Source organism: Mobilisporobacter senegalensis (assembly GCF_003752155.1).
GTDB classification, from domain to species: Bacteria; Bacillota; Clostridia; order Lachnospirales; family Lachnospiraceae; genus Mobilisporobacter; species Mobilisporobacter senegalensis.
This window is the reverse complement of the sequence record NZ_RJVG01000012.1, coordinates 25,650-48,515: the sequence shown is the minus strand read 5'-3', so window position 1 is coordinate 48,515 and position 22,866 is coordinate 25,650. Positions and strand designations below refer to the sequence as shown.

The 22,866-nt window shown below is 34.2% G+C and carries 28 protein-coding genes; 17 read left to right on the top strand and 11 right to left on the bottom strand.

What is annotated here, in order from left to right; genetic code table 11:
* The 6 genes from EDD66_RS15715 to rd all read left to right on the top strand — a co-directional run bounded on the left by EDD66_RS15715 (position 1) and on the right by rd (position 5,192).
* Positions 1-804 (top strand): ABC transporter permease, encoded by an 804-nt coding sequence (locus EDD66_RS15715; RefSeq protein WP_123610536.1) that lies wholly within the window; start codon positions 1-3, stop codon positions 802-804.
* Positions 805-809: 5 nt separating this feature from the next.
* On the top strand, positions 810-1,586 hold the full coding sequence (locus EDD66_RS15710; protein WP_123610535.1) for an ABC transporter permease: 777 nt from the start codon (positions 810-812) through the stop codon (positions 1,584-1,586).
* A 90-nt stretch (positions 1,587-1,676) separates the two neighbouring features.
* On the top strand, positions 1,677-2,480 hold the full coding sequence (locus tag EDD66_RS15705) for a polysaccharide deacetylase family protein (RefSeq protein WP_123610534.1): 804 nt from the start codon (positions 1,677-1,679) through the stop codon (positions 2,478-2,480).
* Positions 2,481-2,726: 246 nt separating this feature from the next.
* On the top strand, positions 2,727-3,761 hold the full coding sequence (locus tag EDD66_RS15700) for a sensor domain-containing diguanylate cyclase (protein ID WP_123610533.1): 1,035 nt from the start codon (positions 2,727-2,729) through the stop codon (positions 3,759-3,761).
* A 135-nt stretch (positions 3,762-3,896) separates the two neighbouring features.
* Positions 3,897-4,874 (top strand): methyl-accepting chemotaxis protein, encoded by a 978-nt coding sequence (locus tag EDD66_RS15695; RefSeq protein ID WP_123610532.1) that lies wholly within the window; start codon positions 3,897-3,899, stop codon positions 4,872-4,874.
* Positions 4,875-5,030: 156 nt separating this feature from the next.
* Entirely contained in the window at positions 5,031-5,192 is a 162-nt protein-coding gene (rd, locus tag EDD66_RS15690) for a rubredoxin (protein WP_123610531.1), read from the top strand.
* Between the two features lie 96 nt (positions 5,193-5,288).
* On the opposite strand, the gene EDD66_RS15685 is transcribed toward rd, so the two are convergent.
* The gene (locus EDD66_RS15685) at positions 5,289-6,059 is read right to left on the bottom strand and encodes a hypothetical protein (RefSeq protein ID WP_243115390.1); all 771 of its coding nucleotides are present in this window, start codon (positions 6,057-6,059) and stop codon (positions 5,289-5,291) included.
* A 203-nt stretch (positions 6,060-6,262) separates the two neighbouring features.
* On the opposite strand from EDD66_RS15685, the gene EDD66_RS15680 reads away from it, so the two are divergent.
* From EDD66_RS15680 to EDD66_RS15665, 4 genes are all read left to right on the top strand, one after another.
* On the top strand, positions 6,263-6,694 hold the full coding sequence (locus EDD66_RS15680; protein WP_123610529.1) for a helix-turn-helix transcriptional regulator: 432 nt from the start codon (positions 6,263-6,265) through the stop codon (positions 6,692-6,694).
* 4 nt (positions 6,695-6,698) lie between these two features.
* Complete coding sequence (locus tag EDD66_RS15675; RefSeq protein ID WP_123610528.1) at positions 6,699-7,808, top strand: alpha/beta fold hydrolase; 1,110 nt, start codon at positions 6,699-6,701, stop codon at positions 7,806-7,808.
* A 200-nt stretch (positions 7,809-8,008) separates the two neighbouring features.
* Positions 8,009-8,653: a TetR/AcrR family transcriptional regulator gene (locus EDD66_RS15670; RefSeq protein WP_123610527.1), complete on the top strand. Its 645-nt coding sequence runs from the start codon at positions 8,009-8,011 to the stop codon at positions 8,651-8,653.
* 20 nt (positions 8,654-8,673) lie between these two features.
* Positions 8,674-9,414, top strand: a complete 741-nt coding sequence (locus EDD66_RS15665) for a DUF2271 domain-containing protein (RefSeq protein WP_123610526.1) — start codon at positions 8,674-8,676, stop codon at positions 9,412-9,414.
* Between the two features lie 60 nt (positions 9,415-9,474).
* Here EDD66_RS15665 and EDD66_RS15660 read toward each other — a convergent pair whose 3' ends face one another.
* The 8 genes from EDD66_RS15660 to EDD66_RS15625 all read right to left on the bottom strand — a co-directional run bounded on the left by EDD66_RS15660 (position 9,475) and on the right by EDD66_RS15625 (position 15,498).
* Positions 9,475-10,794, bottom strand: coding sequence for an aspartate ammonia-lyase (locus EDD66_RS15660; protein WP_123610525.1), 1,320 nt, complete (start codon positions 10,792-10,794; stop codon positions 9,475-9,477).
* A gap of 32 nt (positions 10,795-10,826) precedes the next feature.
* Positions 10,827-12,038 carry a [FeFe] hydrogenase H-cluster maturation GTPase HydF gene (hydF, locus tag EDD66_RS15655; protein ID WP_123610524.1) on the bottom strand — a complete coding sequence of 404 codons (1,212 nt, stop codon included), beginning with the start codon at positions 12,036-12,038 and terminating at the stop codon, positions 10,827-10,829.
* Positions 12,039-12,064: 26 nt separating this feature from the next.
* Positions 12,065-13,483 carry a [FeFe] hydrogenase H-cluster radical SAM maturase HydG gene (gene hydG / locus EDD66_RS15650; RefSeq protein WP_123610523.1) on the bottom strand — a complete coding sequence of 473 codons (1,419 nt, stop codon included), beginning with the start codon at positions 13,481-13,483 and terminating at the stop codon, positions 12,065-12,067.
* A gap of 80 nt (positions 13,484-13,563) precedes the next feature.
* Positions 13,564-13,827: a TM1266 family iron-only hydrogenase system putative regulator gene (locus EDD66_RS15645; RefSeq protein WP_123610522.1), complete on the bottom strand. Its 264-nt coding sequence runs from the start codon at positions 13,825-13,827 to the stop codon at positions 13,564-13,566.
* Between the two features lie 167 nt (positions 13,828-13,994).
* Positions 13,995-14,333, bottom strand: coding sequence for a phage holin family protein (locus EDD66_RS15640; RefSeq protein WP_123610521.1), 339 nt, complete (start codon positions 14,331-14,333; stop codon positions 13,995-13,997).
* A gap of 10 nt (positions 14,334-14,343) precedes the next feature.
* Positions 14,344-14,658 carry a hypothetical protein gene (locus EDD66_RS15635; protein WP_123610520.1) on the bottom strand — a complete coding sequence of 105 codons (315 nt, stop codon included), beginning with the start codon at positions 14,656-14,658 and terminating at the stop codon, positions 14,344-14,346.
* Complete coding sequence (locus EDD66_RS15630; protein WP_123610519.1) at positions 14,648-15,091, bottom strand: SHOCT-like domain-containing protein; 444 nt, start codon at positions 15,089-15,091, stop codon at positions 14,648-14,650. Before EDD66_RS15630 ends, EDD66_RS15635 begins: the two co-directional genes overlap by 11 nt.
* 17 nt (positions 15,092-15,108) lie before the next feature.
* Positions 15,109-15,498, bottom strand: coding sequence for a DUF2089 domain-containing protein (locus tag EDD66_RS15625; RefSeq protein ID WP_123610518.1), 390 nt, complete (start codon positions 15,496-15,498; stop codon positions 15,109-15,111).
* Between the two features lie 263 nt (positions 15,499-15,761).
* Between EDD66_RS15625 and EDD66_RS15620 the strand changes: the two genes are divergently transcribed.
* The 5 genes from EDD66_RS15620 to EDD66_RS15600 all read left to right on the top strand — a co-directional run bounded on the left by EDD66_RS15620 (position 15,762) and on the right by EDD66_RS15600 (position 20,724).
* A complete protein-coding gene (locus tag EDD66_RS15620; protein WP_123610517.1) occupies positions 15,762-16,382 on the top strand; it encodes a TetR/AcrR family transcriptional regulator in 621 nt (206 codons plus the stop codon).
* A complete protein-coding gene (locus tag EDD66_RS15615) occupies positions 16,379-17,230 on the top strand; it encodes an alpha/beta fold hydrolase (RefSeq protein WP_123610516.1) in 852 nt (283 codons plus the stop codon). Before EDD66_RS15620 ends, EDD66_RS15615 begins: the two co-directional genes overlap by 4 nt.
* 145 nt (positions 17,231-17,375) lie before the next feature.
* Positions 17,376-18,053, top strand: a complete 678-nt coding sequence (locus EDD66_RS15610) for a gluconate 2-dehydrogenase subunit 3 family protein (protein ID WP_123610515.1) — start codon at positions 17,376-17,378, stop codon at positions 18,051-18,053.
* A 29-nt stretch (positions 18,054-18,082) separates the two neighbouring features.
* Positions 18,083-19,789 carry a GMC family oxidoreductase N-terminal domain-containing protein gene (locus tag EDD66_RS15605; RefSeq protein WP_123610514.1) on the top strand — a complete coding sequence of 569 codons (1,707 nt, stop codon included), beginning with the start codon at positions 18,083-18,085 and terminating at the stop codon, positions 19,787-19,789.
* 164 nt (positions 19,790-19,953) lie between these two features.
* Complete coding sequence (locus EDD66_RS15600) at positions 19,954-20,724, top strand: SRPBCC domain-containing protein (protein ID WP_123610513.1); 771 nt, start codon at positions 19,954-19,956, stop codon at positions 20,722-20,724.
* Positions 20,725-20,834: 110 nt separating this feature from the next.
* On the opposite strand, the gene EDD66_RS15595 is transcribed toward EDD66_RS15600, so the two are convergent.
* Positions 20,835-21,398 (bottom strand): acetate uptake transporter, encoded by a 564-nt coding sequence (locus EDD66_RS15595; RefSeq protein WP_123610512.1) that lies wholly within the window; start codon positions 21,396-21,398, stop codon positions 20,835-20,837.
* Between the two features lie 313 nt (positions 21,399-21,711).
* Here EDD66_RS15595 and EDD66_RS15590 point away from each other — a divergent pair, with 313 nt between their 5' ends.
* Positions 21,712-22,134, top strand: a complete 423-nt coding sequence (locus EDD66_RS15590; RefSeq protein ID WP_123610511.1) for an NUDIX hydrolase — start codon at positions 21,712-21,714, stop codon at positions 22,132-22,134.
* 102 nt (positions 22,135-22,236) lie between these two features.
* Entirely contained in the window at positions 22,237-22,530 is a 294-nt protein-coding gene (locus EDD66_RS15585) for a DUF4491 family protein (RefSeq protein ID WP_123610510.1), read from the top strand.
* A 143-nt stretch (positions 22,531-22,673) separates the two neighbouring features.
* Here the strand turns inward: EDD66_RS15585 and EDD66_RS18535 are convergent, their stop codons facing one another.
* Positions 22,674-22,850: a hypothetical protein gene (locus EDD66_RS18535; protein ID WP_170164390.1), complete on the bottom strand. Its 177-nt coding sequence runs from the start codon at positions 22,848-22,850 to the stop codon at positions 22,674-22,676.
* Between the last annotated feature and the right edge of the window lie 16 nt (positions 22,851-22,866).

Below are 22,866 nucleotides of genomic sequence, written 5' to 3'. Positions count from 1 at the left end.
ATGAATAAATACTTATCTTTTTTTCGGCTCCGATTTATATATGGATTTCAATATAGAGCAGCAGCACTGGCAGGTATAATGACCCAATTTACCTGGGGCGCCCTGGAAATATTAATGTTTAAAGCTTTCTATAATGCAGATGCAAAAGCATTTCCAATGACATTTTCTGCATTAGTTTCTTATGTATGGATGCAGCAGGCATTTTTAGCTCTATTTATGACTTGGATTTTAGAAAATGAAATATTTGATATAATAACGAACGGTAATATTGCCTATGAATTATGCAGACCTGTTGATGTCTATAATATGTGGTTTACAAGAAGTATGGCAAACAGACTTTCAAAAGCTCTATTAAGAAGTATGCCTATATTGTTATTTGCCGTATTTTTACCAGCTCCTTATGGATTAAGACTTCCTGATAATGGAAAAACTTTCAGCTGGTTTCTGCTTACTATGGTATTGGGGTTTTTAACCGTAATTGCTTATTGCATGTTACTATATATCATAAATTTTTATACTATTTCCCCCATGGGAATTCGAATGGTATCTGTTGCAGTGGTTGAATTTTTCTCTGGTGCAGTAATCCCATTGCCGTTTTTTCCAAAAGGAATCCGTGAAATATTTGAAATACTTCCTTTTGCATCTATGCAGAATGTACCTTTGCGTATTTACTCCGGGGATATTAGTGGAACAGGATTATATAGAGCAGCAGGCTTGCAAATATTTTGGGTTATTTTATTAATTGTGGCTGGTAAAATACTTATGACTAAAGCTCTCAAAAAAGTTGTTGTGCAGGGAGGCTGAGAAAAATGAAACTATATTACAAATACTTTCTGATACATTTAAAAAGTATATTTCAACATAAAGCTTCTTTTCTACTAACGACGATAGGACAGTTCTTAGTTTCTTTTAATGTATTTTTGGGAGTTTATTTTATGTTCTTACGTTTTAATAAAGTAAATAATTTTACCTATAGTGAAGTTTTATTATGTTTTTCTATTGTACTGATACAATTTTCTTTGGCTGAATGTTTTGCCAGAGGATTTGATACTTTTTCATCTACCATTAGCAATGGTGAATTTGACAGGATCATGGTAAGACCAAGAAATGAGATGCTGCAGGTTCTTGGAAGTAAGATTGAATTCACGAGAATAGGACGTATTCTCCAGGCGCTTATCATGTTTATCTATGGTATTATGAAAAGCAATGTAACATGGAGTTATGGCAGAATATTTACAGTAGTATTCATGATAATTGGTGGAACTGTTGTGTTTACCGGGATTTTCATAATTTATGCAGCTCTTTGCTTTTTTACCATAGAAGGATTGGAGTTTATGAATATATTTACAGATGGAGCCAGAGAATATGGAAAATATCCTGTGAGTATTTATGGGAAAATAGTGCTGCAAATCTGCACTTTTATCATACCATTTGCATTGGTTCAATATTATCCCCTATTATATGTACTTGGGAAAAGCCATAATGAGGGGTATATATTTTTTCCAATCCTGGGCTGTGGTTTTATCATTCCATGCTATCTGTTCTGGAAATTTGGTATCAGACATTATAAATCTACCGGCTCTTAAACCAAAAATTAACAAAAAGGACAATGTTCATAGGAATGACTGGCTGGTCTAACCAATATATTTTAATAATAAAGATTATTGGAGTTCACTATGAGATGGAAAAAATATAAAAGTATAATAGCGACCATTCTTTTGTTTTCATTGGCATATTTTTTTGGTGGAGGGATTGCTTTATTAACGAATGCTTATGAAAAGGATACACTAAAAGAGTCAGGAGGCGAAAATTGGGGCCTTGGATTTCCTACGGAAGGACAGCCGCCTACGGCGAATGCAACTCCCGATGAATTAAAAGAGTATGACACTTACTATATTGGAGATACCAATAAGAAAGTCATTTATCTGACATTTGATGCAGGATATGAAAATGGTTATACAGCAGCAATTCTGGATGCATTAAAAAAGCATGATGTACATGTGACCTTTTTCCTGGTAGGAAATTTTATAAATACAAGTCCTGATCTTGTAAAACGAATGATAGAAGAAGGTCATCATGTAGCAAACCATACATACAATCATCCAAATATGTCAAGGATTTCATCCATGGATAGTTTTCGGAAGGAGATTGAAGATTTGGAAAAAGCTTATGAAGAAACCACAGGTGAGAAAATGTCCAAATTTTATCGTCCACCTCAGGGTAAATATAGTGTAGATAATTTAAAGATGGCAAAAGAGCTTGGGTATAAGACTTTCTTCTGGAGCCTTGCCTATGTAGACTGGTATAATGATAAACAACCAACGAAAGAAGAAGCATTTAAAAAGTTATTAGGCAGGATTCATCCGGGTGCGATTGTTCTTCTTCATAGTACTTCTAAGACAAATTCGGAAATCTTAGATGAACTCCTTACCAAATGGGAAGAAATGGGCTATACATTTGGAACCCTGGATGAATTTTGATACATTACACTTACAATAAAGACTATCTGGAAGATTCACAAAGTAGTAAATCTTCCAGATAGTCTTTTATTTCTATACAACTAAAATATAGACGAAAAAATACTAAAATAGTATTTATAAATCTTTTTTTGTGATTTATTATAAAATATACATAAATTATTATTGTAGTTTTGATCAAAAAATAGTATAATGAAAAAATTAAACACTATATTGAAAAAAATAGTTTAAAAGTGAAGGTGTTATATCATGAATCCCGAACAATTTGAAAAATATCAGTTTTTTACTGAAAAGACAATTAATACTCTCTCTCAAAAAGTCACTGTTCTTGAGAATAAACTAAATATGTTAACGAATCTATTGGAAATAAGCAAATATATTAATACCTATATCAAAGACCCAAATCTTTTTAGAATAATTAATGATATGTTAATTGGTGTATTTGGTGCAGAGGATTCTATCATATATATTAAAATCAATGATGAGTATTATGAAGCGAATGATGAAATGAATTTAAGTTTTATCAAGGTAGGGAAAAAATTGATAATGGATCATAATGAGGAGGAATTTATTATATCGAATGAATCTCCTATTTATGAATGCCAGGACTGCAAAAAAAGTGTATACTCCTGTCTTGGTGTACCGATTAAGGTTGATAATCGTTTACTAGGTTTTATTCTGGTTCAGCATAGAGAAAAAAGGTATTTTACAAAAGATCATGCAATATTTTTATCTTCTATCAGTAATCATATTGGTGTTGCTATAGAAAATAATTTTTTATATAAGCAAATTAAAGACAGTGCGAATCGTGACGGTCTTACAGAACTTTTTAATAAGAGATATTTTTTTGAAACACTTAATCTTAATCCGAACCTGTCAGAGGAAAATTATAGTATTGCAATGCTTGATTTAGATGAATTTAAATATATCAATGACACCTATGGACACCCATACGGTGATATGGCATTAATTAAAGTTGGTAATATTATTAATAATTATGCAAGGCCTAAAGATATTGCTGCCAGATATGGGGGAGATGAAATCATAGTGTATTTTAATAACCTGTATGATAAGGAGGAAGTACTCCGTTATGTTGAAATAATAAGACAGGAAATTGAACGTACAATTATTAAAGACGATAATATTCTTTTTTCTATTACTGCAAGTTTTGGAGTGTATTGTAAGTACAATGAAACCCTCACTTTAGACGAAGTAATCAAAAAAGTGGATGATATTTTGTATCAAAGTAAGAGAAGTGGTAAAAACAGAATAACGATAAATTAAAAATGGGCTGTTCTAACAGCCCATTTTTTATATCCAATAAAACTTAAAAATTGATTTAAATCACATACATAATTTTAACAATCTATAAAATTAATATAGCTAGTAATGACAGACAATAGATGAGGAGACGATAAAATGTTCTTAAATAAAAAGAAAAAAACGGATATAAGTGAGAGACCAGATGATAATAATAAGACAAGTGAATCGGTAATTAATAAGGGATTCAGTCAATTTCTGAATTTTGTTGATTCAACAAAAAAGCTATTAAAGGATACAACGAAACAGCATACCAGAGTGAATAAGCAACATGATGATCTGGCACATCTGACAGAGAATGTCCAGGAACATATGAATGTGATCTCACGTTTAACAGATGAAACAAGCAAAGCAACAGAGAAACTATCAGATGAGGGGAAAAGTTTAAAACAGATCACCAATGAAACAGTAAAAATGTCCCAGGAAGGGAAAGCAGCAATTGAAGAGATGGTTGAGATCATAAAAATACTTGAAAATGAAAATAAAAACAGCAGAAATATGATCAATGAACTTGTGAATAAATTTGGGAAAGTGAATGAAGTAGTTGATTTAATTAATAATATAGCAAATCAAACCAATCTTTTAGCCTTAAATGCTGCCATTGAAGCAGCAAGGGCCGGTGAACATGGGAAAGGTTTTTCGGTAGTTGCAGGAGAAGTTAAAATATTAGCAGAGCAGACAAAAAACAGTACGAAAGATATTTCTGGACTAATTAACAGCATCTCTGCAGAAGCAAAAAATGTCCGGAATAATTCAGAACGATCGATTGAGGTCATAAAAAAAGGAGTTAGTACATCTTCCAATGCCATTGAAAAAATTGAATCAAGCTTATTATCTGTTTCAAAGGTTGATGATGAAGTGAAGAAGGTGATTGCTATCTTACATACTCAGCAAGCCCATACTTTAAATATGATTGAACAAATCGTGAAAGTCGATGATATTCTTAAGATAACCACGAAGGCAATTACATCCCATATTGAAGAGGCAAACGTTGTGGATCATTATTTAGAGGATGCTTCTAAAAAAATTGGAGAATTTGAAAATATAATGAATGGAAGCCGGCACAATTTTATCTGATGACATTACCATTTGAAAAAACAGGTAAATGTATAATGGGTTAATAAAAAGGTAAAAATGGTATTAAAGGTTCGTTTCTAAAAAGCTATTAGTACAATATAATTGTACTTTAGTTCATATATTATATATAAAATATTATAATTTAGGAGGAGCATAATGCAAAAGTATGTGTGTGATGTTTGTGGATATATATATGATCCGGAAGTAGGCGATCCTGATGGTGGTATTGCACCTGGGACAGCTTTTGAGGATATCCCGGATGATTGGGTTTGTCCATTATGTGGTGTTTCAAAAGATGAATTTTCTCCAACAGATTAATTAAAAACATGAATATGATTTAAATATCAAATTAAAAAATCCTGATTTAGAAATTATCTAAAATCCAGGATTTTTTATTATTTTAACTAAAATTTATTACTCATTTTCTGTATAAATTTTTAATATAAATCTTTTTAAGAAATTACTCTTACCTCTCCCCTTAATATAAAAATATCCAAAGGTTGAAAAAACAACAGCACCAATAAAATTAACGAATAGATCCATCATAGTATCAATGAGTCCTATATCAATATAACCTTTCCAAGGTTCTCCATTGATAATTACACTGTCAAAATTAACTTTAACAGGAATATTATGTCCATTCTGATTTAATAATACGGATTGAAAAGATGAGATATAAGTATCTTTTTGCATATCCATACCAAAATAAGTATCCATAGCAAATTCAAAGAATTCCCAAACTACACCAATTGTCATGGAAAAGCAGAAGGCAACAAGAGCAACAAAAAGAGGAGACAGGGAGATGGAAAAGCGTTTATTTTTATTAAGGATATCAATGAGGGAGAGACCGATGGCAGATGCTAAAAATCCATTTATAGTATGTAGGATAGTATCCCAATAAGGAAAAATTAAATAATATGAATTGATTTCCCCTAAAATTTCTGCCGAAAATATAAATAGCAATATGATGGTTTCCAAAGTATCTGGAATATCAATATGAATCCTTCGTTCAATAAAACTTGGTACTAAAAATAAAATCATAGTCAAAACACATAAAAAAACATTCTCATAATTCCTATCATGAAGCTGGGCAAAAAAAACGTAGATAACTAACATTCTTAATATAAAATAGACGATAGAAATTGCTTTATATTTTTTGTTTGGACGTAGTTTTAGAAATTTCAAAATCATATCCTCCTGAATGAATTAAATTAGCCGGTTAATATAGAATATTCTCAACTATATTATTGTATCATGTTACACTGTTTTTGCAAATCTAATAAGCACTTCGTATGATCATGTAAACTCAGGATAACATGAAATGTTATCTATAATTGGTAGAATCTTTGGAAAATTACAGTATAATGAGTATAAAGGATGTGAAAAGTATGATAAATATGAATTTAAAACAATTAAGAAAAATGAATAAATTCACCCAGGAAGAAGTTGCTGATAAGATTGGTGTTTCCAGGCAGGCAGTCGCAAAATGGGAGAGTGGTGAAACAATACCGGATATAAATAATTGTATGGCTTTGGCTAAAATATATGATGTTTCATTGGATAATCTGATTAATTATTCTGAGGAGAAAGAAAAAATAAGTATTCCACCTAAAGGAAAACATATTTTTGGATCTGTAAAGGTGGGAGAACGGGGACAAATAGTAATTCCTAAAAAGGCAAGAGAGATATTTAATATTAATCCTGGTGACAGTTTACTTGTTCTTGGAGATGAAGAGCAGGGAATTGCTTTAGCCCAATATGATAGATTAATGAATTTTATAGAGGCTGTATATAAAGCAGAAGATTGTTCAGAGGAGTGAATAGATGAATCAGAGTGGAACTTATGAAACAGGAAATCAAAAGAATAAAAAGAAATTTAAAATATGGAAGATAATTTTAATTATCTTATTAGTACTCATAACTGCAGGTGCAATCGGAATAGCTATATTTGCTTATCAGAATCTGCATTATGATGAATGGCCTTTAAAGAAAACATTGAAAAGCGGCTATGAAGAGAAACAGGTTACTCTTTTAGATGGAACGATGCTAAATTATGCAGAAGGTCCAGACAATGGTCCTGCCCTTCTTTTAATTCATGGGCAATCAATGGCATGGGAAGATTATTCGAGAGTACTCCCTCAGTTATCCAAATACTATCATGTATTTGCAATTGATTGCCATGGACATGGTGAATCCAGTCATGATCCTTCAAAATATACAGGAGTTGCTATGGGGCAGGATTTTGTCTGGTTCATAAAGAATGTCATTGGTGAACCCTGCGTGGTATCTGGTCATTCTTCCGGTGGAATTTTAGCAGCATGGATTGCATCCAATTCCCCTGAAGATGTTTTAGGACTTGTGTTAGAAGACCCTCCATTCTTTAGCGTAACTCCGGAAGAGATGCAGAATACATTTGTCTGGAAAGAGAGTTTTGAGTTAGGATATAACTTTAGAAATCAGACAAAAGAGAATGATTTTGTAGTGTATTACATGGAAAACAGTTACCTCTGGGGGATGTTTGGTGATTTGCCTAAACTTCTTTCGAAAAGTGCAAAAGAATACAGGGAAAAACATCCGGGGGAACCATTAAAATTATGGTATGTTCCATACAACTGGATTCATGGAACACTCTACATGGATAATTTTGATCAGGATTTTTCACATTCATTTTATACAGGAACATGGTTCGAAGGTTTGGATCAGGAAGAAACCTTATCAAACATAAAAGCTCCATCTGTTTATATTAAGGCTAAGACTCAATATGGAGAGGATGGAGTACTTTACGCTGCTAATAGTGATGAAGATGCAGAAAAAGTTCATAATCTGATCAAAGGAAATGAGATGATAACAATAAAATCTGGACATGATATACATTTTGAGAAGCCGGATGAATTCGTTCAAATCATGGTAGATTTTTTGGATAAGATAGATTAATAATTAAGAGAGGCTTTCATAGCCATTAGATACCATCTGTGTAGAGCCACACAGATGGTATTTTTGTAGGAAGCAGAATTATAAGTAGTAGGTCTGTATATTAATTTTCTATTGACAGAATAAATATATTGCACTATGATGAAATAAAGTAAACTAATAGTTTAGCTTACTATCTGTGTATACGATGGAAGGTGAAGTGATTGGGCGTTACAGCGCGTAAGGAAAAAGAAAGAGATATACGAAAGAAAGATATTATTGATGCTGCTGAAAAAATATTCTTTGAAAAAGGGTTTCATAATGCCACAATGGATGATATAGCAAAAGAAGCAGAGTTCAGTAAAAGGACAGTATACGTATATTTTAGGAGCAAAGAACAGCTATATTTTGAAATTATGATAAGAGGGTATAAGTTATTAAATGGTCTTTTTGAAAAAGTGGTAGAAGAAAACTGCACTAAAACAGGAATTGAAAAAACAGAATTACTGGGAAAAGCACTTGTTGATTTTAGTAATCTATATCCGGAGTATTTCAAAGCCATTATGGACTATGAAAATGGCGATATGGATTTTGAAAATAATGATGATAAGTCGATTAAAGAATGTTATATGGAGGGTGAGAAATTATTTGATTTCCTAAAGGATACATTGGATGAGGGAATTCAAGATGGTACGGTCTTAAATGGTATAGATGTAATTAATACAGCATTGATCTTATGGGCAAGTATGGTTGGAGTATTGAATACATCAAAAAAGAAGGAAAAATATTTAATACATTATCGCAATAGAACAATAGAGGAATTAGTAGAGGAAGCTCTTAAATTTTTGATTTGTTCCATTAAAAAGTAGTGAAAAGGGGAGTGTAGAATATGAAAAAACGGATTATTCCTATAGGTATCATGGTTTTAATTATATGTGCAATTATATTCTTTGTAATTCTGACAAGAAAAGATAAAGTGATAAATCTAAAAGACAATATGACAGGTAAGAGTGTAAGTATCAGTATTTATAAAGGTAAAAATTATCTCCATGACTTTAAAGTGAATTCTTTTATAACAATAAAAACACCCCCTCAGATGGCTGTCTGGGTTGAAGATCTACAAGGAAATTATATTGAAACTCTTTATGCTACAAGTAAAATTGTTCATCAAAACTGGAGTAAAGCGTCATCTGATCATGTGGGCAAAGGTCAGATTCAACGTAAAGAAGCGCTTCCATACTGGACACATAAGCGAAGTAATGTACAAATTGTACCTGATACAATTACATCGGCTACACCAAAGGGGAATGCCACAATTCACACAAAATTAGATACAGAGAAAAATCAATATATAATTCTGGCAGAAATAAATATGTCAACCGATTTCAACGATTATTATCCAAGAGAAGCTAAAATTGGGGATGTCAGCTATTCAGGGGGTGAATATGGAAGCGGCCAGCCTGGAATAGTATACTCTGCAACTATAGATTCAACAGATCAAAAAACTTACGAGCTGGTGCAAATAGGGCACAGCAGTCCTGATGGAAGCGATGGAAAACTAAATCAAGACTTTACTAAATTAACAACAGCAAAAGATATTATTGATAAAATAACGTTTACAATAAAGTAATAACCGCCACCAACGTGAAAAGGGCGCCCCACAATTTAGTGGGACAGCCCCCTTTTTATATCATTTATTTTGCAGCATATCATCTAAGATCCGCTTTGCTTTTACATTATTGTGCTCACATTGCTCCAGAATATGGCTGACAGTTTCATATCCAAGTTTCATAGTATATTCCGTAGCAAAGGCAAAAGATGAATTGAGCAAATCATCACATCTTTTTGGATTGGGCTTCATATCATCAATACATTTTTTGCGGAATAATTTTACACAGTTATATAATAATTCAAGGCTTTCCAATAAGGAATCTGCAATCAGTGGCAAAAATGCATTGAGTTCAAATTCACCATGAGCTGCTGCAGAAGAAATTGCATAATCATTTGCCATAACACGCATAGATACCTGGATGACCATTTCAGGAATAACAGGATTTATCTTTCCTGGCATGATGGTACTTCCCATCTGCATTGGTCTTAATCGGATTTCACCAATGGCATTTGAATTCATGAGACGCAGATCGTTGGCTATCTTCATCATATTGACTGCAAGTGCCTTTAATAAGCCCGAAACTTCAACAAAAACATCATTATTTTGTGTAATATCCAGAGGATATTCTGAAACAGCAAGTCCAATACCGGTCATATTCCTCAGTGCTTCAATAATACCAAAACGATACTGTTTCTCTGCATTGGTACCAGTTCCAATTGCAGTTCCACCAATATTGACCTGGCGTAAACGTTCTTCCACTTTATAGAGCCGCCATCGATCCCTCGCAATAGCCTGTGCATAGGCTCCGAATTCTGCTCCAAGTGTTACAGGGATTGCATCCATTAGTTCCGTCCTGCCCACTTTTTTGATGTGGTCATATTCGTTTTCTTTCTTCTGAAGAGCTTCCTGTAATTTTGCACATTCCTCGCTTAGATCACGTAAAGTATCAATTGCAGCAATCCGTAAAGCAGTGGGATAAACATCATTGGTGGACTGACCCCGGTTTACATCATCAAGAGGATGGATAATATCATAAGAACCAGAAGTCTTGCCTATAAGTTGTAAAGCAAGATTAGCGATGACTTCATTTACATTCATATTTGTTGATGTTCCAGCTCCCCCCTGAAGGGACTGGGTAATGAACTGATCGTCTTCCCCTCCGGCAAGTATGAGATCGCAGGCTTTGATGATCGGTCTATAAATGTCCTTGCTATCTCTGCCAATATCAATATAAGTCTGTGCTGCGGCTTTTTTAATTTTTACAATAGAATAAATAAGGTGGAGATTTGTCCGCTTACATTTTAAATTAAAATTTTCATACGCCCGTTTGGTCTGCAGGCCATACAGTTCATTCGCCTCAAATTCCATTTGACCCAGTTTATCCGATTCTGTTCTCATATTAACTCCTATCTTGGTGCTTCATGTGTGTTTCAACCTAATTCGTCCAGCACCGCCTCAAGATGAGGAAAAATTTTCAGGCTGCGTTTCAGGATTCCCTGCATATAGGCTATGGTTACTCCATAATTGGTAATTGGTACACCCTGATCTACTGCACATTTCATACGGTAGCGTACTTCACGTTCATTCAGCATACAACCACCGCAGTGAATAATCATTTTATAAGGGGATAGATTCTCAGGAAACTCTGTACCAGATGTAAACTGAAAATTTATATTTTTACCGGTATAGTTTTTGATCCAGCGAGGAATTTTAACAGTACCGATATCATCACATTGGCGATGATGGGAACAGCCTTCTGAAATTAAAACCGTATCCCCATCCTTAAGTTCTTCAACAGCTACAACGCCCTTTACAGCAGTATCAAGGAGTCCTTTATATCTGGCCATAAGAATAGAAAAGGATGTAAGGGGTATATTTGATGGGGCATCTGCTGACACTTTTGCAAATACCTGGCTATCAGTAATAATCATTGCCGGTTCTTTACCAAGATTCTCAAGTGTCTCTCGAAGTTCATATTCTTTTACAACAATTGCTGTTGCATCTGCCTCAAGTATGTCACGAATCGTTTGCTGTTGGGGCAGAATTAACCTGCCCTTTGGTGCAGCCTTGTCAATAGGTGTCACAAGTACAACAAAATCAGATGGATGAAGAAGATCAGCAACAATCTTTAGTTTTTCATCATCTATTTGTACTGAGTGTGCAATTTTTTCTTTCAATTCATATATTCCGGTTAATTCCTGTGCACTAACATATATCTCATTCGGTTTTTTTGCCGGCAAATTACCAAGCAGATCTGATTTATTATAAGCGATAAGATATGGTATCTCCTTAGAGATAAATGTATTTACTAAATCCAGATCAGTATCCGCCATTCCTTCCGTAGCATCAACAACAAGTATGGCGATATCAGTTTTATTCAGAACTTGCTTTGCTTTTTTTATACGAAGCTCACCAAGTCCTCCCTCATCATCAATACCTGGAGTATCAATGATCATAACGGGTCCCAATGGGAGTAATTCCATTGCCTTATAGACGGGGTCAGTTGTTGTTCCTTTTACATCAGAAACAACGGCAAGTGATTGGGCTGTAACGGCATTCACAAGACTTGATTTCCCTGCATTTCTTTTACCAAAAAAACCAATATGAATTCTATTTGCTGATGGGGTTTCATTTAATCCCATAATTATTCCTCCACTAAAACTTCTAATTAGAATCTGAAATCACGAATTCCTTCTTCTATTTTCTCAAGGTGATCAATACAGATTTCACGGACTTTTTCTTTTGGAATCTTCTTCAATTCTGCTTCAATCAACTTTTCACCAATTGCCTTTGTTTCTTCAGCAGCATAATCCATAAGGTATTCTTTTAAGGTCATCAGTGCATTTGGCTGGCAGCAGTTTTGAATCTGGCCGCTCTTGCAAAGCTGCATAAAACGATCTCCTGTTCTGCCTTCACGATAGCAGGCAGTACAAAAAGATGGAATATATCCCAGTTCCATAAGCCATTTTACAACTTCATCAAGAGTCCGCTGATCGCTTACGTCAAATTGTTCCGAACGTTCATCATCCGGTTCCGGTTCATCGTATCCTCCAACGCTGGTACGAGAACCACCGCTAAGTTGAGATACGCCAAGGCGCAGAACCTTTCCTCTTACCTCTTTCGATTCACGGGTAGAGATTATCATTCCAGTGTAAGGCACGCAGATTCTTACGAGAGCACAAATCTTTGCAAATACTTCGTCGCTGATACTGTTGTCAAAAGCATTCGGATCAATATCATCGGCACGTTTTATACGTGGGACACTGATCGTATGAGGGCCCACACCATGAACTGCTTCAAGATGTTCTGCATGCATAAGTAATGCTGCAAATTCATATCTGTATAATTCAAGTCCAAATAATACACCGAGTCCTACATCGTCAATTCCACCCTCCATCGCTCTGTCCATTGCTTCTGTATGATAAGCATAATCATGCTTTGGACCTGTTGGATGAAGTTTTTCATAACTTTCTTTATGATAAGTCTCCTGAAATAGAATATAAGTTCCAATTCCAGCATCTTTTAATTTTCGATAATTTTCAACTGTCGTAGCTGCTATATTTACGTTAACACGACGGATAGCACCATTCTTATGTTTAATACTATAAATTGTATCAATACATTCAAGTATATATTCAATAGGGTTCATCGTAGGATGTTCACCGGCTTCAATGGCAAGACGTTTATGTCCCATATCCTGCAATGCAGTGACTTCTTTCACGATATCTTCCTGAGTCAGTTTCTTTCTGGCAATATGTTTGTTTTTTAGATGGTATGGGCAGTATATACACCCGTTTACACAATAATTAGATAGATAAAGGGGAGCGAACATTACAATACGATTTCCATAAAAATCTTTTTTTATTTGTTCTGCAAGAGTATAGATTTTTTGTATTCTCTCTTCATCTGGACAGGCTAAAAGTACGGAGGCTTCTCTGTGAGTAAGGCCTTTTCTTAATTTAGCTTTTTCAATAAGTGCATCAACTAGTTCAAGGTTGTTTTTGTTTTCATCAGCATAGGCAAGTGTTGCCAGAACTTCTTCATTATCGATGAATTCCTCTGCTTTTAGTGATTTTGGATTATACATAGTGATTTTCCTTTCTTTCAGGTTAGAATTTCTTCCCTGTTAGTTATATGATATTGTTTTTAGATACTAAGATTTCTACTTCATTCATCAGTACCGCATATTACATTAGAATAAGCGGTCTTGGCGTTAATATTGGGAATACGTCCGATTTTACCTGATAGAGCACTGATAATATCCTGGGGGGCATCCACGGCAATACTGATTACATTAACCTTGCGTTTTGGGTAGGGAATTCCCATTCGTCCAATAATATATTCGCCATATTCATGTAATACGGAGTTGAGTTTGTCCACTGATTCTGAATTTTCAACTATGATGCCTATGACTGCGATTCTTGTCTCCATAATTTAAACCACCTTCCATCTAAGATAGGGTTGGAATCTGAGTAAATGACTTTGTTATAATTATAACATTCTTAAAATTGAGTGTCAAATGATAGATAGGTTATGAATAGGATAAATCCTATAAAAATAAGGTCAGCTATTTCAAATTGGAATAACTGACCTTATTTTTACTTTTGCATATCACGCAAAAAATGATGTATCACTACAATGATAAAAGCAGCAAGAAGGGAATTCATAAATCCGCCCATATTAACTCCATCTACAAAGTTATCAGCAATCATAATTGTCCAGGCATTTACAATAAAGTTGAATAAACCTAAAGTAAGTATGCTAAAAGGTAATGTGATTAAAAGTAGTAATGGCTTTAATAAAAGATTTACAATTAATAAGACAAATCCCATAATGAGCAAATCAGAAATATCATCAATGTAAATCGTATCAATTATCATAGATAATCCATAAATGGATAATATGATGGATAGGTATTTTAAAAATATTTTAGTCATTCTAACCTCCTTACCTGATCTTAATGAAAACGCTGGCGTTAGCAGTTTTAATATCAACTAGATCATATGGCTCATCCTGTGTCAGGGAATCCAGTAAATTCATTGTTATATCAATAAGTTCCTTCACCAGGTAAATGCCAAAGGATGGAGAAGTTACTGTTTGCGTAGATTTTGGTGTAAAAAGACATATAACCGTTAATAAATCAGAGGTACAATCTAATAATTCCTGAAAGATATACATAGGAATAGGAAAGGGCAAGCCCCAATGGGTATTCTTACCTACTTGTATCTTTAACCATAATATACGGAAATGTTTATTCCACATAAATCTTTACCTTAACTGTAGATTGATGCTCCTCATCCCATACTTCTATATCTATGATATCCGGATCTTCAATTGTACCATTTAGTATCTCTTCAATTATTTTGGCAAAATCAATACTTGTAATATCAATGCCTTTTGCCTCCATCTCTTTTCTGGCATCGGTTGGAACCATAACGGTCAACTTGTCAGCAATCTCACCAATGGTAGTTAATAATTTGATAGGAATATTAACATTAACATTGACCGAATTATTATCTGCATTCACTTTAATCTTAAAGTATTTGTAATTACGTATAGGATTAGACATGATTCCTACATCTGGTTCTGATGCAGATTCCTTTCCCATATTAATTGCTTCTAATAATTCCATACCTTCAGCAGCAGTAATCTGCCCTTTTTCAATCATTTCTAAAATTCGTTGTTGTTCACTCATACTATGACCTCCTTAAATTATAAAATTTTTAATCTTTCCGTTGCTTCTTTTGGTGTAATTTCGCCTTTGGATAATTGGTCAAGAATTTCATTCCTGGATGCTAATTTATCTTCATTTTCTTTTATTGTTTCTTTGGTTGAGACTTCAAATCCCAACCCTTTTATTACAGAATCCAGTTTTCCACGGACTGTTGGATAGGAGATACCCAGTTCTTTTTCCACATCTTTGATATTACCTCTGCATTTAATGAATACCTTAGCAAATTCTAGATCTTCCTCGGGAAGTCTGCAGAATTCACAAGGTTCAAAATCTCCTTCAATTGATGTGGAACACTTTGGACACCCTAATTTTATGATAGAAAGTTTTTCACCACATACAGGGCATTTTCCAGGAGCTTTGTATTTCATAGTCTTCACCATCCTAATGTAATATTATGATTCTAATATACATCCTGTGATTAAAATAGTCAATAGATAAATTAAAATAATTAATTTCAATATTAATATTATTAATTTTGGAGTTAATTATTTTAAGAGAATGACTTAAAGTTAAAAAATTATATGGCAAAGTTTAATTTGATTCCGGCCTTGCAAAAAATAGTCAATATGTAATAATAAAAATATAAATATTGACCCATTCGGTCAGAAATCATAAGAAGGAGGTAAAATATATGAGTGAAATATTTTCAGAGCTTCCCAAGAAGAGGCGTACAGCCATTGTAAATGCAGGTCTTGAAGTATTTTCAAAATTTGAATATAAGCGTGCTTCTACGGAAGAGATAGCCATAAAAGCTGGTATATCCAAAGGATTGCTGTTCTACTATTTTCATAACAAGATGAGCTTATACATGTTCTTACTGGATTATTGCAATGATTTATTGAAAGAGCAGAGCGAGATCATGAAATTAGAAGATATTACGGATTTTTTTGAATATATTGGAAAGGCAGTAGAGCTAAAAACCATCCTTCTGGAAAAAAATCCTTATATTATGGATTTTACCATGAGAGCTTATTATTCTCAAAATGAAATTATATCAGAAAAACTGCAGAATAAAATTCAAAAGGATATGAATGACCAATACAGTACTCATTTTAAAAAAGTTGATTATTCAAAATTCAGGGAAGAAGCAGACCCGGAAGAAATTTATCAGATGTTGATCTGGATGACGGATGGGTATTTACATGAAAAACAAAGAAGGAGTGAAGCAATCAATGTTGTTTCTGTAAAGAAAGAACTTGATAAGTGGATTGATAAATTAAAACGAATATCTTATAAGGAGGATTATTTATGAGTAATCATAATATAGAATTAATTTCACTTTCCTATCACAATTATTTTATTCAGGGATATATGTTAGGAACCGGTGACAAAACAATTGTATTGTTACACGGAGGCGGAGTTGATTCTGCATTAATCTCCTGGAAGGAAGTGATGCTGCTCCTTTCAGATGAGTACCGTGTATATACATTTGATTTATTAGGATATGGAAAGAGTGATATGCCAGATGCAATTTTATCTATTCCATTCTATATTGATATGCTCCATTCAATTATGGGACAGTTAAAGGTAGATCAATGTATTCTATCAGGTCTGTCTCTTGGTGGTGGCATAGCAATCGGTTATGCCCTGAAATATCCTGAGAAAATTGAAAAGTTAATTCCAGTAGGTGCATGGGGATTATATAGCAGGATGCCATTCCATAGATTATGTTACTGGTATGTGAACAGCCCTGTTAATTTAACTGCATATCAATGGTTAGGCAAGAATAAAAAGAGAGTCCGGGGAAATATTGCAGGAAATTTAATTGGTGATAAATCAAGGATAACGGATGATTTGGTCGATCAAGTTTATCAATTGCTCCAATCTCCTGATTCAGGAAAGGCATTTCAATCCTTTCAACGTTATGAACTGGGGAAAAAGAAAGTCACTACAGATATATTGGATGAGATACATAAATTAACAATGCCGGTATTATTTATAAATGGTGAAAAAGATCCAGGAGTTCCTGTGAAATATGTCAGGGAAGCCAGTAAACGAGTGAGTGGTTCCAAGATACATATTATGAAAGGCTGCAAGCATTGGGCCCAGAAAGAAAGACCGGAAGAATATGCAGAAGTAGTGAGAGGTTTTATCAAGTAAAATGTAAAAGAACTTACTGTACTTAGATCAAAATAATAGAGAAAACCTCAGTTTGCAATATGAAAAAAACTGAGGTTTTTCATGTATAAATGAAATATATGCAACATATCAATTATTAATAAAAACAAATTTTGCAGGTAGAGTAATGAGCCGGATATTCCATAATTTTGATAATAATAAATGCTCTTACAATGAAAATTCTTATGATACTATTCTTAATTCCAATAGTATATCAAACAATAACCAGACAAATTTTAATAACAATTTAAATGTTCAGTGTGATGAGATTATTGAGCACACGAGACAAACTTTCCTGGCACTGGTAGAAGTGATCATTCCTCAAACACCAAGACTTGCTCAGGAGTATGGAAGAATTCAGTATTATGGGGCAAAAGATTTAAATATTGATGAATACCTGATCATGTCATTTAATAATTATCCTATTCCTTTGGCCAATTCTATTGCACAATTATTAGATGCAGCAGCTTCTCAGCTATTTACTATAAATGGTTCTTTGGGGCTTGGTATTTTTATAGCACTATCCCCAAGGGACCGGATGCGGGTGTTGATCTCAATTGAGGAACTGGCCATTGATTTAGACAGATTACCAGAACCATTTAAGAACGATCCTGAGTTAGTACTTTCTGTTATTGAAGCCATAAAAAGGTTAACATTAATGGGATATTATTCAGAATGGTCTGGATATGGTTCTACACGATTAGATCCTCCTGACAGACGTGTATTAGAATTTTTCCCTATCAGCTGGCAGCAAGTAGGATATCCTGGCCCTTCCCTGGGCTATCGGGCATTAAGAGAATTATAAATATTATATATCACATAAGGAGAGAATGTATGAATGTTGATGCTGATGTCATAATCATTGGAGCAGGTGGCGGAGGAGCAGTGGTTGCAAAGGAACTGGCTGAAAATGGGATTAAGGTATTAGTATTAGAAGCTGGTCCATGGTATGGGAATAAGAACTGGCCGAATCCCAATACTGACTATGGTGCTTTAAGCAGTAGTAGTTACGATGATCTAAGTATTGATATATTGAAGGAATGCTTTACCGATCTGGAAGATGATATGAATGACTTTGTATCCGGTAAATTTCGCTGGGGACCTGCAAACAGGGAAATGAGTCCATGGGCCAGAAGATTTTCATCCGGTGGTTATGCCTGGCAGGTTGCGGGAATAGGAGGAACTACTCTTCATTATTTTGCAAATTCACCCCGTGCGTTTCCAAGTGCAGTTGATGACATCTGGCCTATATCTTATGAAGAACTTATCCCATATTATGAGAAGGTGGAAGCAACCCTGCCAGTTCATTCAGCTCCTGCAACGGCGAAGGAAGAATTGTTTTATTATGGAGCAAGAAAAGCCGGGTGGGAACGATTGGAATCACCGGACGTAACTAGCCCCGGATATCGGCCTCAGCCTAATGCAATATTAAGTCCCAACCCCCGTATCAATGATCCGGATTTTGATTTAGAGAATAATACCTCAGTTGGGTGCACTTTACGCGGGCATTGTGTAAATGGATGCCATATAGGACCAACAGTGGATGCAGTAGCAAAGAGATCCACCTTAGTAAGTTATATACCACTCGCACTTAGAACAGGGAACGCAGAGATCCGGCCAAATACATTTGTTACAAGAATTTTGACAGAAGAAGATCCTATAGAAGGCTTATATGCCTCAGGTGTTGAATATAGAAATACATGGACAGGAGAGACTGGTAGTTTACGGGCAAACGTAATAGTAATGGCAGCCGGAGGAATAGAAACACCGCGCCTTTGGCTGAATTCTGAATTACCTGAAAATGAATGGGTAGGAAGAGGACTGATTAATCATTGGTTTGACAGTGTAGCAGGAATCTTTGATGAAAGAGACCTAATGAATATATTAGGTGTTTCAGATGTGAAACCATATGTGGGACAGAATGCAGCAGCCAGATTCGATTATCCAGGGCTTGGAGTCGTTGAAACTTATGGGATGAGTCCCGGGTTATTCGCAACAACACTATATGGATCCAGTAATGAGGGTTATAGTGCCATGACCCAATTAAATGAGTCAATATCTTGGGATATTGAAGGAGGAGTTATTGGAGAGCAGCTTAAGGAGTTAATGAGAAATTATCCAAGAACAGTGAATACATTAATTTTTACAGATGATGATGTGAATTGGGAAAACAGAGTTACAGTGGATCCCGAACGAAAAGACGAGAATGGAAATATACCAGTGATTTACTATCAACCGAGTCAAAATAGTATAGAAAAAAGAGATGAATTAGCTAATATTGCTGCAGGCATTCTAAGGAATGCGGGTGCCAAGACAATTATCCGTTCCAACTGGCTGCCGGATATATATATTCATATTCAAAGTACTATGAGAATAGGCCTAGTGACAGATAACAACTGTGAAGCCAGGCAGGTAAAAAGATTATATATTGCGGATAACAGTGTATTATATAATGGGATAGGAGGACCAAATCCTACCCTTACCACTCAGGCACTTGCTACAAGGACAGCAGAAAAGATTTTAAATACATATTTTAGTTAATGGATAGGACTTTGGATTTGTGTTTATAATAGTGATACAAATCCAGGTCCAAACTTATATGAGTCGTCTGTATTAACAAGAATATAGATTAAAAGAATCCTATATATTCAAAATAAAATGAAAAAACATTTGACATGCAACCAAAAGGTTGCTAATATTAATTCATGGACAAAATATTTAATGCATTAGGTGACAAATCCCGTAGGTACCTGCTGGATCTATTATATGAAAAAAATGGACAATCTCTAACTGAGCTTAGTTCAAATTTAGAAATGTCAAGACAGGCTGTGACTAAGCATCTTAAAATTTTAGAAAATGCCAGCTTAATAGTGCCAGTATGGAGGGGAAAAGAGAAGCTACATTATTTAAATCCGGTTCCTTTACAACTTATTTATTCCAGATGGATAAGTAAATTTGAAGAGAGCAGATTACAAGGTCTATATGAACTAAAAAATATTTTAGAAAATAACACTCAGGAGGTTAAAATGAAAGGTTTTATGTATCAAATTGTTATAACATCAAGTGCAGAAAAGGTATGGGAATCACTGATTAATCCCGAATTTACACGAAAATTCTGGTTTGGACGCAGGGTCATATCAGATTGGAAAATAGGCTCAGCTGTGTCTATAATGACACCAGAAGAAAAAGAAGAAGTAAAAGGTGAAGTCGTTGATTTCCAGGAAAATAAAAGATTAGCTTATACATGGCAAGTTCCTGGGGAAGAGGATGAAAAAGTGACAACAGTAGTTTTTGAATTACAGGAAATGGGGCCGATGACGAAATTAACAATTTTGCATGATATTGATGCAGATAGTGCAAAGTTCCAACAGGCAGCAGCTGGATGGACATTTATTCTGTGTGGATTAAAGACCTTCTTAGAAACAGGTACACCTATGCCTTCTATACCTTGGAACGGTAAAGATAATACAAAATAAGAAGATATAATTTTATAAATGACATAGAAATAGTAATTAGAAATAAAACGTCAGATATTATCCGTGAAAATTAAAATGGATATTATTTGACGTTTTTAATATATTTTGTTTTATAAAGGCATTACAGTTTTATTGAACTCCTGATTAATAATCTGACCAAAAGCATTATAAAGAGCAGATAGTCCACAGAAGATTCCAACATATCCTGCAAAGGTATGTATTGACTCTGAACCTGTAAAGTTTGCAAGTGAGAGCAGTAAGAATAAAAGTGTTAGAGATCCAAATACTACCTGACTGGCACGGTTATGCTTCAATGTACCAATAAACATAAAGCCTGTGAACACAAACCATAGTCCCAGATAGAATCCCATGCTCATAGGATCGGCAGCTTCTATTTTAGAAAATGGATTTATCCATATTAAAATTAATGACCACCAGAAGAATCCATACGCAGTGAATGCAGTTGCACCAAAGGTATTATTTTTCTTGAATTCCATAATTCCTGCAATGATCTGGGCAGCTCCGCCCAAAGCAAATCCCATTGCGATAATAACAATTGAGAGAGAAATAAAGCCTGCATTGTGTAAATTAAGTAAGCATGTTGTCATTCCAAACCCTAAAAGCCCAAGAGGAGCCGGATTTGCAATATTTGAACTTGTTCCTTGAGTTGACATTTTTTGATAAATATCCTTTCATTTTTTCTATTTATGTGAGCACACTTGACCTATGGTAACATCTTTCTATTTGAAATTCAATCATTATTTTTAAAAGTATATTGGCCTTATATAAAGATGTACCTTACGACTTCTTTCTACATAAAATATAGTAGCACTGACACGGCGAGGTGTTCCTATGTCTTTTGAAATAAGGATAATTGGTATATTAATAATAATGATAGTTCTTGGAATCATATTATTTATTGAGCATAAAAAAGAATCATGATAAAATTAAGAATAAATAAAGACTTATACTTAAGGAGAAATATATATGCAAGGATATAATTGTATCATGGTATATAACCATAGCAGAAATAAAATACTGTTTTGTAAAAGAGTAAAAGATCCATATAAAGGATTATATAACTTAGTAGGCGGTAAAATTGAAGAGAGAGAAGAAGGGTATATTGGAGCTTACCGTGAACTTGAAGAGGAAACAGGTATCACGAAAGAAGATATATTGTTAAATCATATGATGGATTTTACCTACTATAATCAAAAATGCTATGTAGAAGTTTATGTTGGTATCTTAAAAAGAGAGATTGACTTGAAAGAAGAATTGCATCCTCTTTATTGGCTGGATGTTACAGAAGATTTCTTTTCTTTGGATAGGTTTGCAGGGGAAGGTAATATTGGTCATATGATCGAACAGGTGAACCAATATGGAATGGGGATACCGAAAGGTTTTGTATGATCAGACAGGATTGATATCAATGGTGATACCTGGACTGGAAGAATAAATAATTATTAAAATTCATATACTATTCTATTAACATGATAAATTGAGGTGCAGTATTTGAATTACGATGGAATTATTATTGGCATACTGACTTTCGTCATAATTGGATTGCTACATCCAGTTGTTATTAAAGCAGAGTATTATGTGGGTACGAAAGTATGGCCGTTTTTCTTAATATCAGGTCTGTTGTGTATCAGTGGATCTTTTTTCATAAATTCAGTGGTCATAGCATCAGTATTCTCTATTTTAGGATTTTCACTCCTTTGGAGCATAAGAGAGCTATTTGAACAAAAAAATAGAGTAGCCAGAGGATGGTTTCCTAAAAATCCAAAGAAAGACGATCTGTTTTAACAGAAAGCCAGAGGAAGAATAAAAGAAAAATATATTTATTGATATTAGGGCTTTTCTGGACAAATCTTCTTTTGATCCAAAAATTCTATAAGATGGTTGTATTTTAGAAAAGCCCTTTGCATTTTAGCTGCTAAGATTAGAAACTAATTATTACCTTTTTCTCTTTTTTTGTTGGATCTGCTTTTCTCGTGGTGACCTTCGTGTACACCTATTATTTTACCGTCAATAATACCTAGATCTGCATTATTTTTAGGGTGCATCTTACGTAATTCCGGGTTGCTTTTTTCTCGGTCTTTCATTCTATTCTTATTATTATCCATAATTAAAATTCCTTTC

What these genes read in the sequence shown, in the direction of transcription:
- EDD66_RS15680 (WP_123610529.1), top strand. Translation starts at nt 6,263, where the DNA reads ATGATAAATATGAATTTAAAACAATTAAGAAAAATGAATAAATTCACC.
- EDD66_RS15700 (WP_123610533.1), top strand. Translation starts at nt 2,727, where the DNA reads ATGAATCCCGAACAATTTGAAAAATATCAGTTTTTTACTGAAAAGACA.
- EDD66_RS15640 (WP_123610521.1), bottom strand. Translation starts at nt 14,333, where the DNA reads ATGACTAAAATATTTTTAAAATACCTATCCATCATATTATCCATTTAT.
- EDD66_RS15695 (WP_123610532.1), top strand. Translation starts at nt 3,897, where the DNA reads ATGTTCTTAAATAAAAAGAAAAAAACGGATATAAGTGAGAGACCAGAT.
- EDD66_RS15635 (WP_123610520.1), bottom strand. Translation starts at nt 14,658, where the DNA reads ATGTGGAATAAACATTTCCGTATATTATGGTTAAAGATACAAGTAGGT.
- EDD66_RS15620 (WP_123610517.1), top strand. Translation starts at nt 15,762, where the DNA reads ATGAGTGAAATATTTTCAGAGCTTCCCAAGAAGAGGCGTACAGCCATT.
- EDD66_RS15665 (WP_123610526.1), top strand. Translation starts at nt 8,674, where the DNA reads ATGAAAAAACGGATTATTCCTATAGGTATCATGGTTTTAATTATATGT.
- EDD66_RS15600 (WP_123610513.1), top strand. Translation starts at nt 19,954, where the DNA reads ATGGACAAAATATTTAATGCATTAGGTGACAAATCCCGTAGGTACCTG.
- hydG (WP_123610523.1), bottom strand. Translation starts at nt 13,483, where the DNA reads ATGTATAATCCAAAATCACTAAAAGCAGAGGAATTCATCGATAATGAA.
- EDD66_RS15625 (WP_123610518.1), bottom strand. Translation starts at nt 15,498, where the DNA reads ATGAAATACAAAGCTCCTGGAAAATGCCCTGTATGTGGTGAAAAACTT.
- EDD66_RS15715 (WP_123610536.1), top strand. Translation starts at nt 1, where the DNA reads ATGAATAAATACTTATCTTTTTTTCGGCTCCGATTTATATATGGATTT.
- EDD66_RS15705 (WP_123610534.1), top strand. Translation starts at nt 1,677, where the DNA reads ATGAGATGGAAAAAATATAAAAGTATAATAGCGACCATTCTTTTGTTT.
- EDD66_RS15605 (WP_123610514.1), top strand. Translation starts at nt 18,083, where the DNA reads ATGAATGTTGATGCTGATGTCATAATCATTGGAGCAGGTGGCGGAGGA.
- rd (WP_123610531.1), top strand. Translation starts at nt 5,031, where the DNA reads ATGCAAAAGTATGTGTGTGATGTTTGTGGATATATATATGATCCGGAA.
- EDD66_RS15590 (WP_123610511.1), top strand. Translation starts at nt 21,712, where the DNA reads ATGCAAGGATATAATTGTATCATGGTATATAACCATAGCAGAAATAAA.
- EDD66_RS15710 (WP_123610535.1), top strand. Translation starts at nt 810, where the DNA reads ATGAAACTATATTACAAATACTTTCTGATACATTTAAAAAGTATATTT.
- EDD66_RS18535 (WP_170164390.1), bottom strand. Translation starts at nt 22,850, where the DNA reads ATGGATAATAATAAGAATAGAATGAAAGACCGAGAAAAAAGCAACCCG.
- EDD66_RS15660 (WP_123610525.1), bottom strand. Translation starts at nt 10,794, where the DNA reads ATGAGAACAGAATCGGATAAACTGGGTCAAATGGAATTTGAGGCGAAT.
- EDD66_RS15615 (WP_123610516.1), top strand. Translation starts at nt 16,379, where the DNA reads ATGAGTAATCATAATATAGAATTAATTTCACTTTCCTATCACAATTAT.
- EDD66_RS15630 (WP_123610519.1), bottom strand. Translation starts at nt 15,091, where the DNA reads ATGAGTGAACAACAACGAATTTTAGAAATGATTGAAAAAGGGCAGATT.
- EDD66_RS15645 (WP_123610522.1), bottom strand. Translation starts at nt 13,827, where the DNA reads ATGGAGACAAGAATCGCAGTCATAGGCATCATAGTTGAAAATTCAGAA.
- EDD66_RS15610 (WP_123610515.1), top strand. Translation starts at nt 17,376, where the DNA reads ATGAGCCGGATATTCCATAATTTTGATAATAATAAATGCTCTTACAAT.
- EDD66_RS15675 (WP_123610528.1), top strand. Translation starts at nt 6,699, where the DNA reads ATGAATCAGAGTGGAACTTATGAAACAGGAAATCAAAAGAATAAAAAG.
- hydF (WP_123610524.1), bottom strand. Translation starts at nt 12,038, where the DNA reads ATGGGATTAAATGAAACCCCATCAGCAAATAGAATTCATATTGGTTTT.
- EDD66_RS15595 (WP_123610512.1), bottom strand. Translation starts at nt 21,398, where the DNA reads ATGTCAACTCAAGGAACAAGTTCAAATATTGCAAATCCGGCTCCTCTT.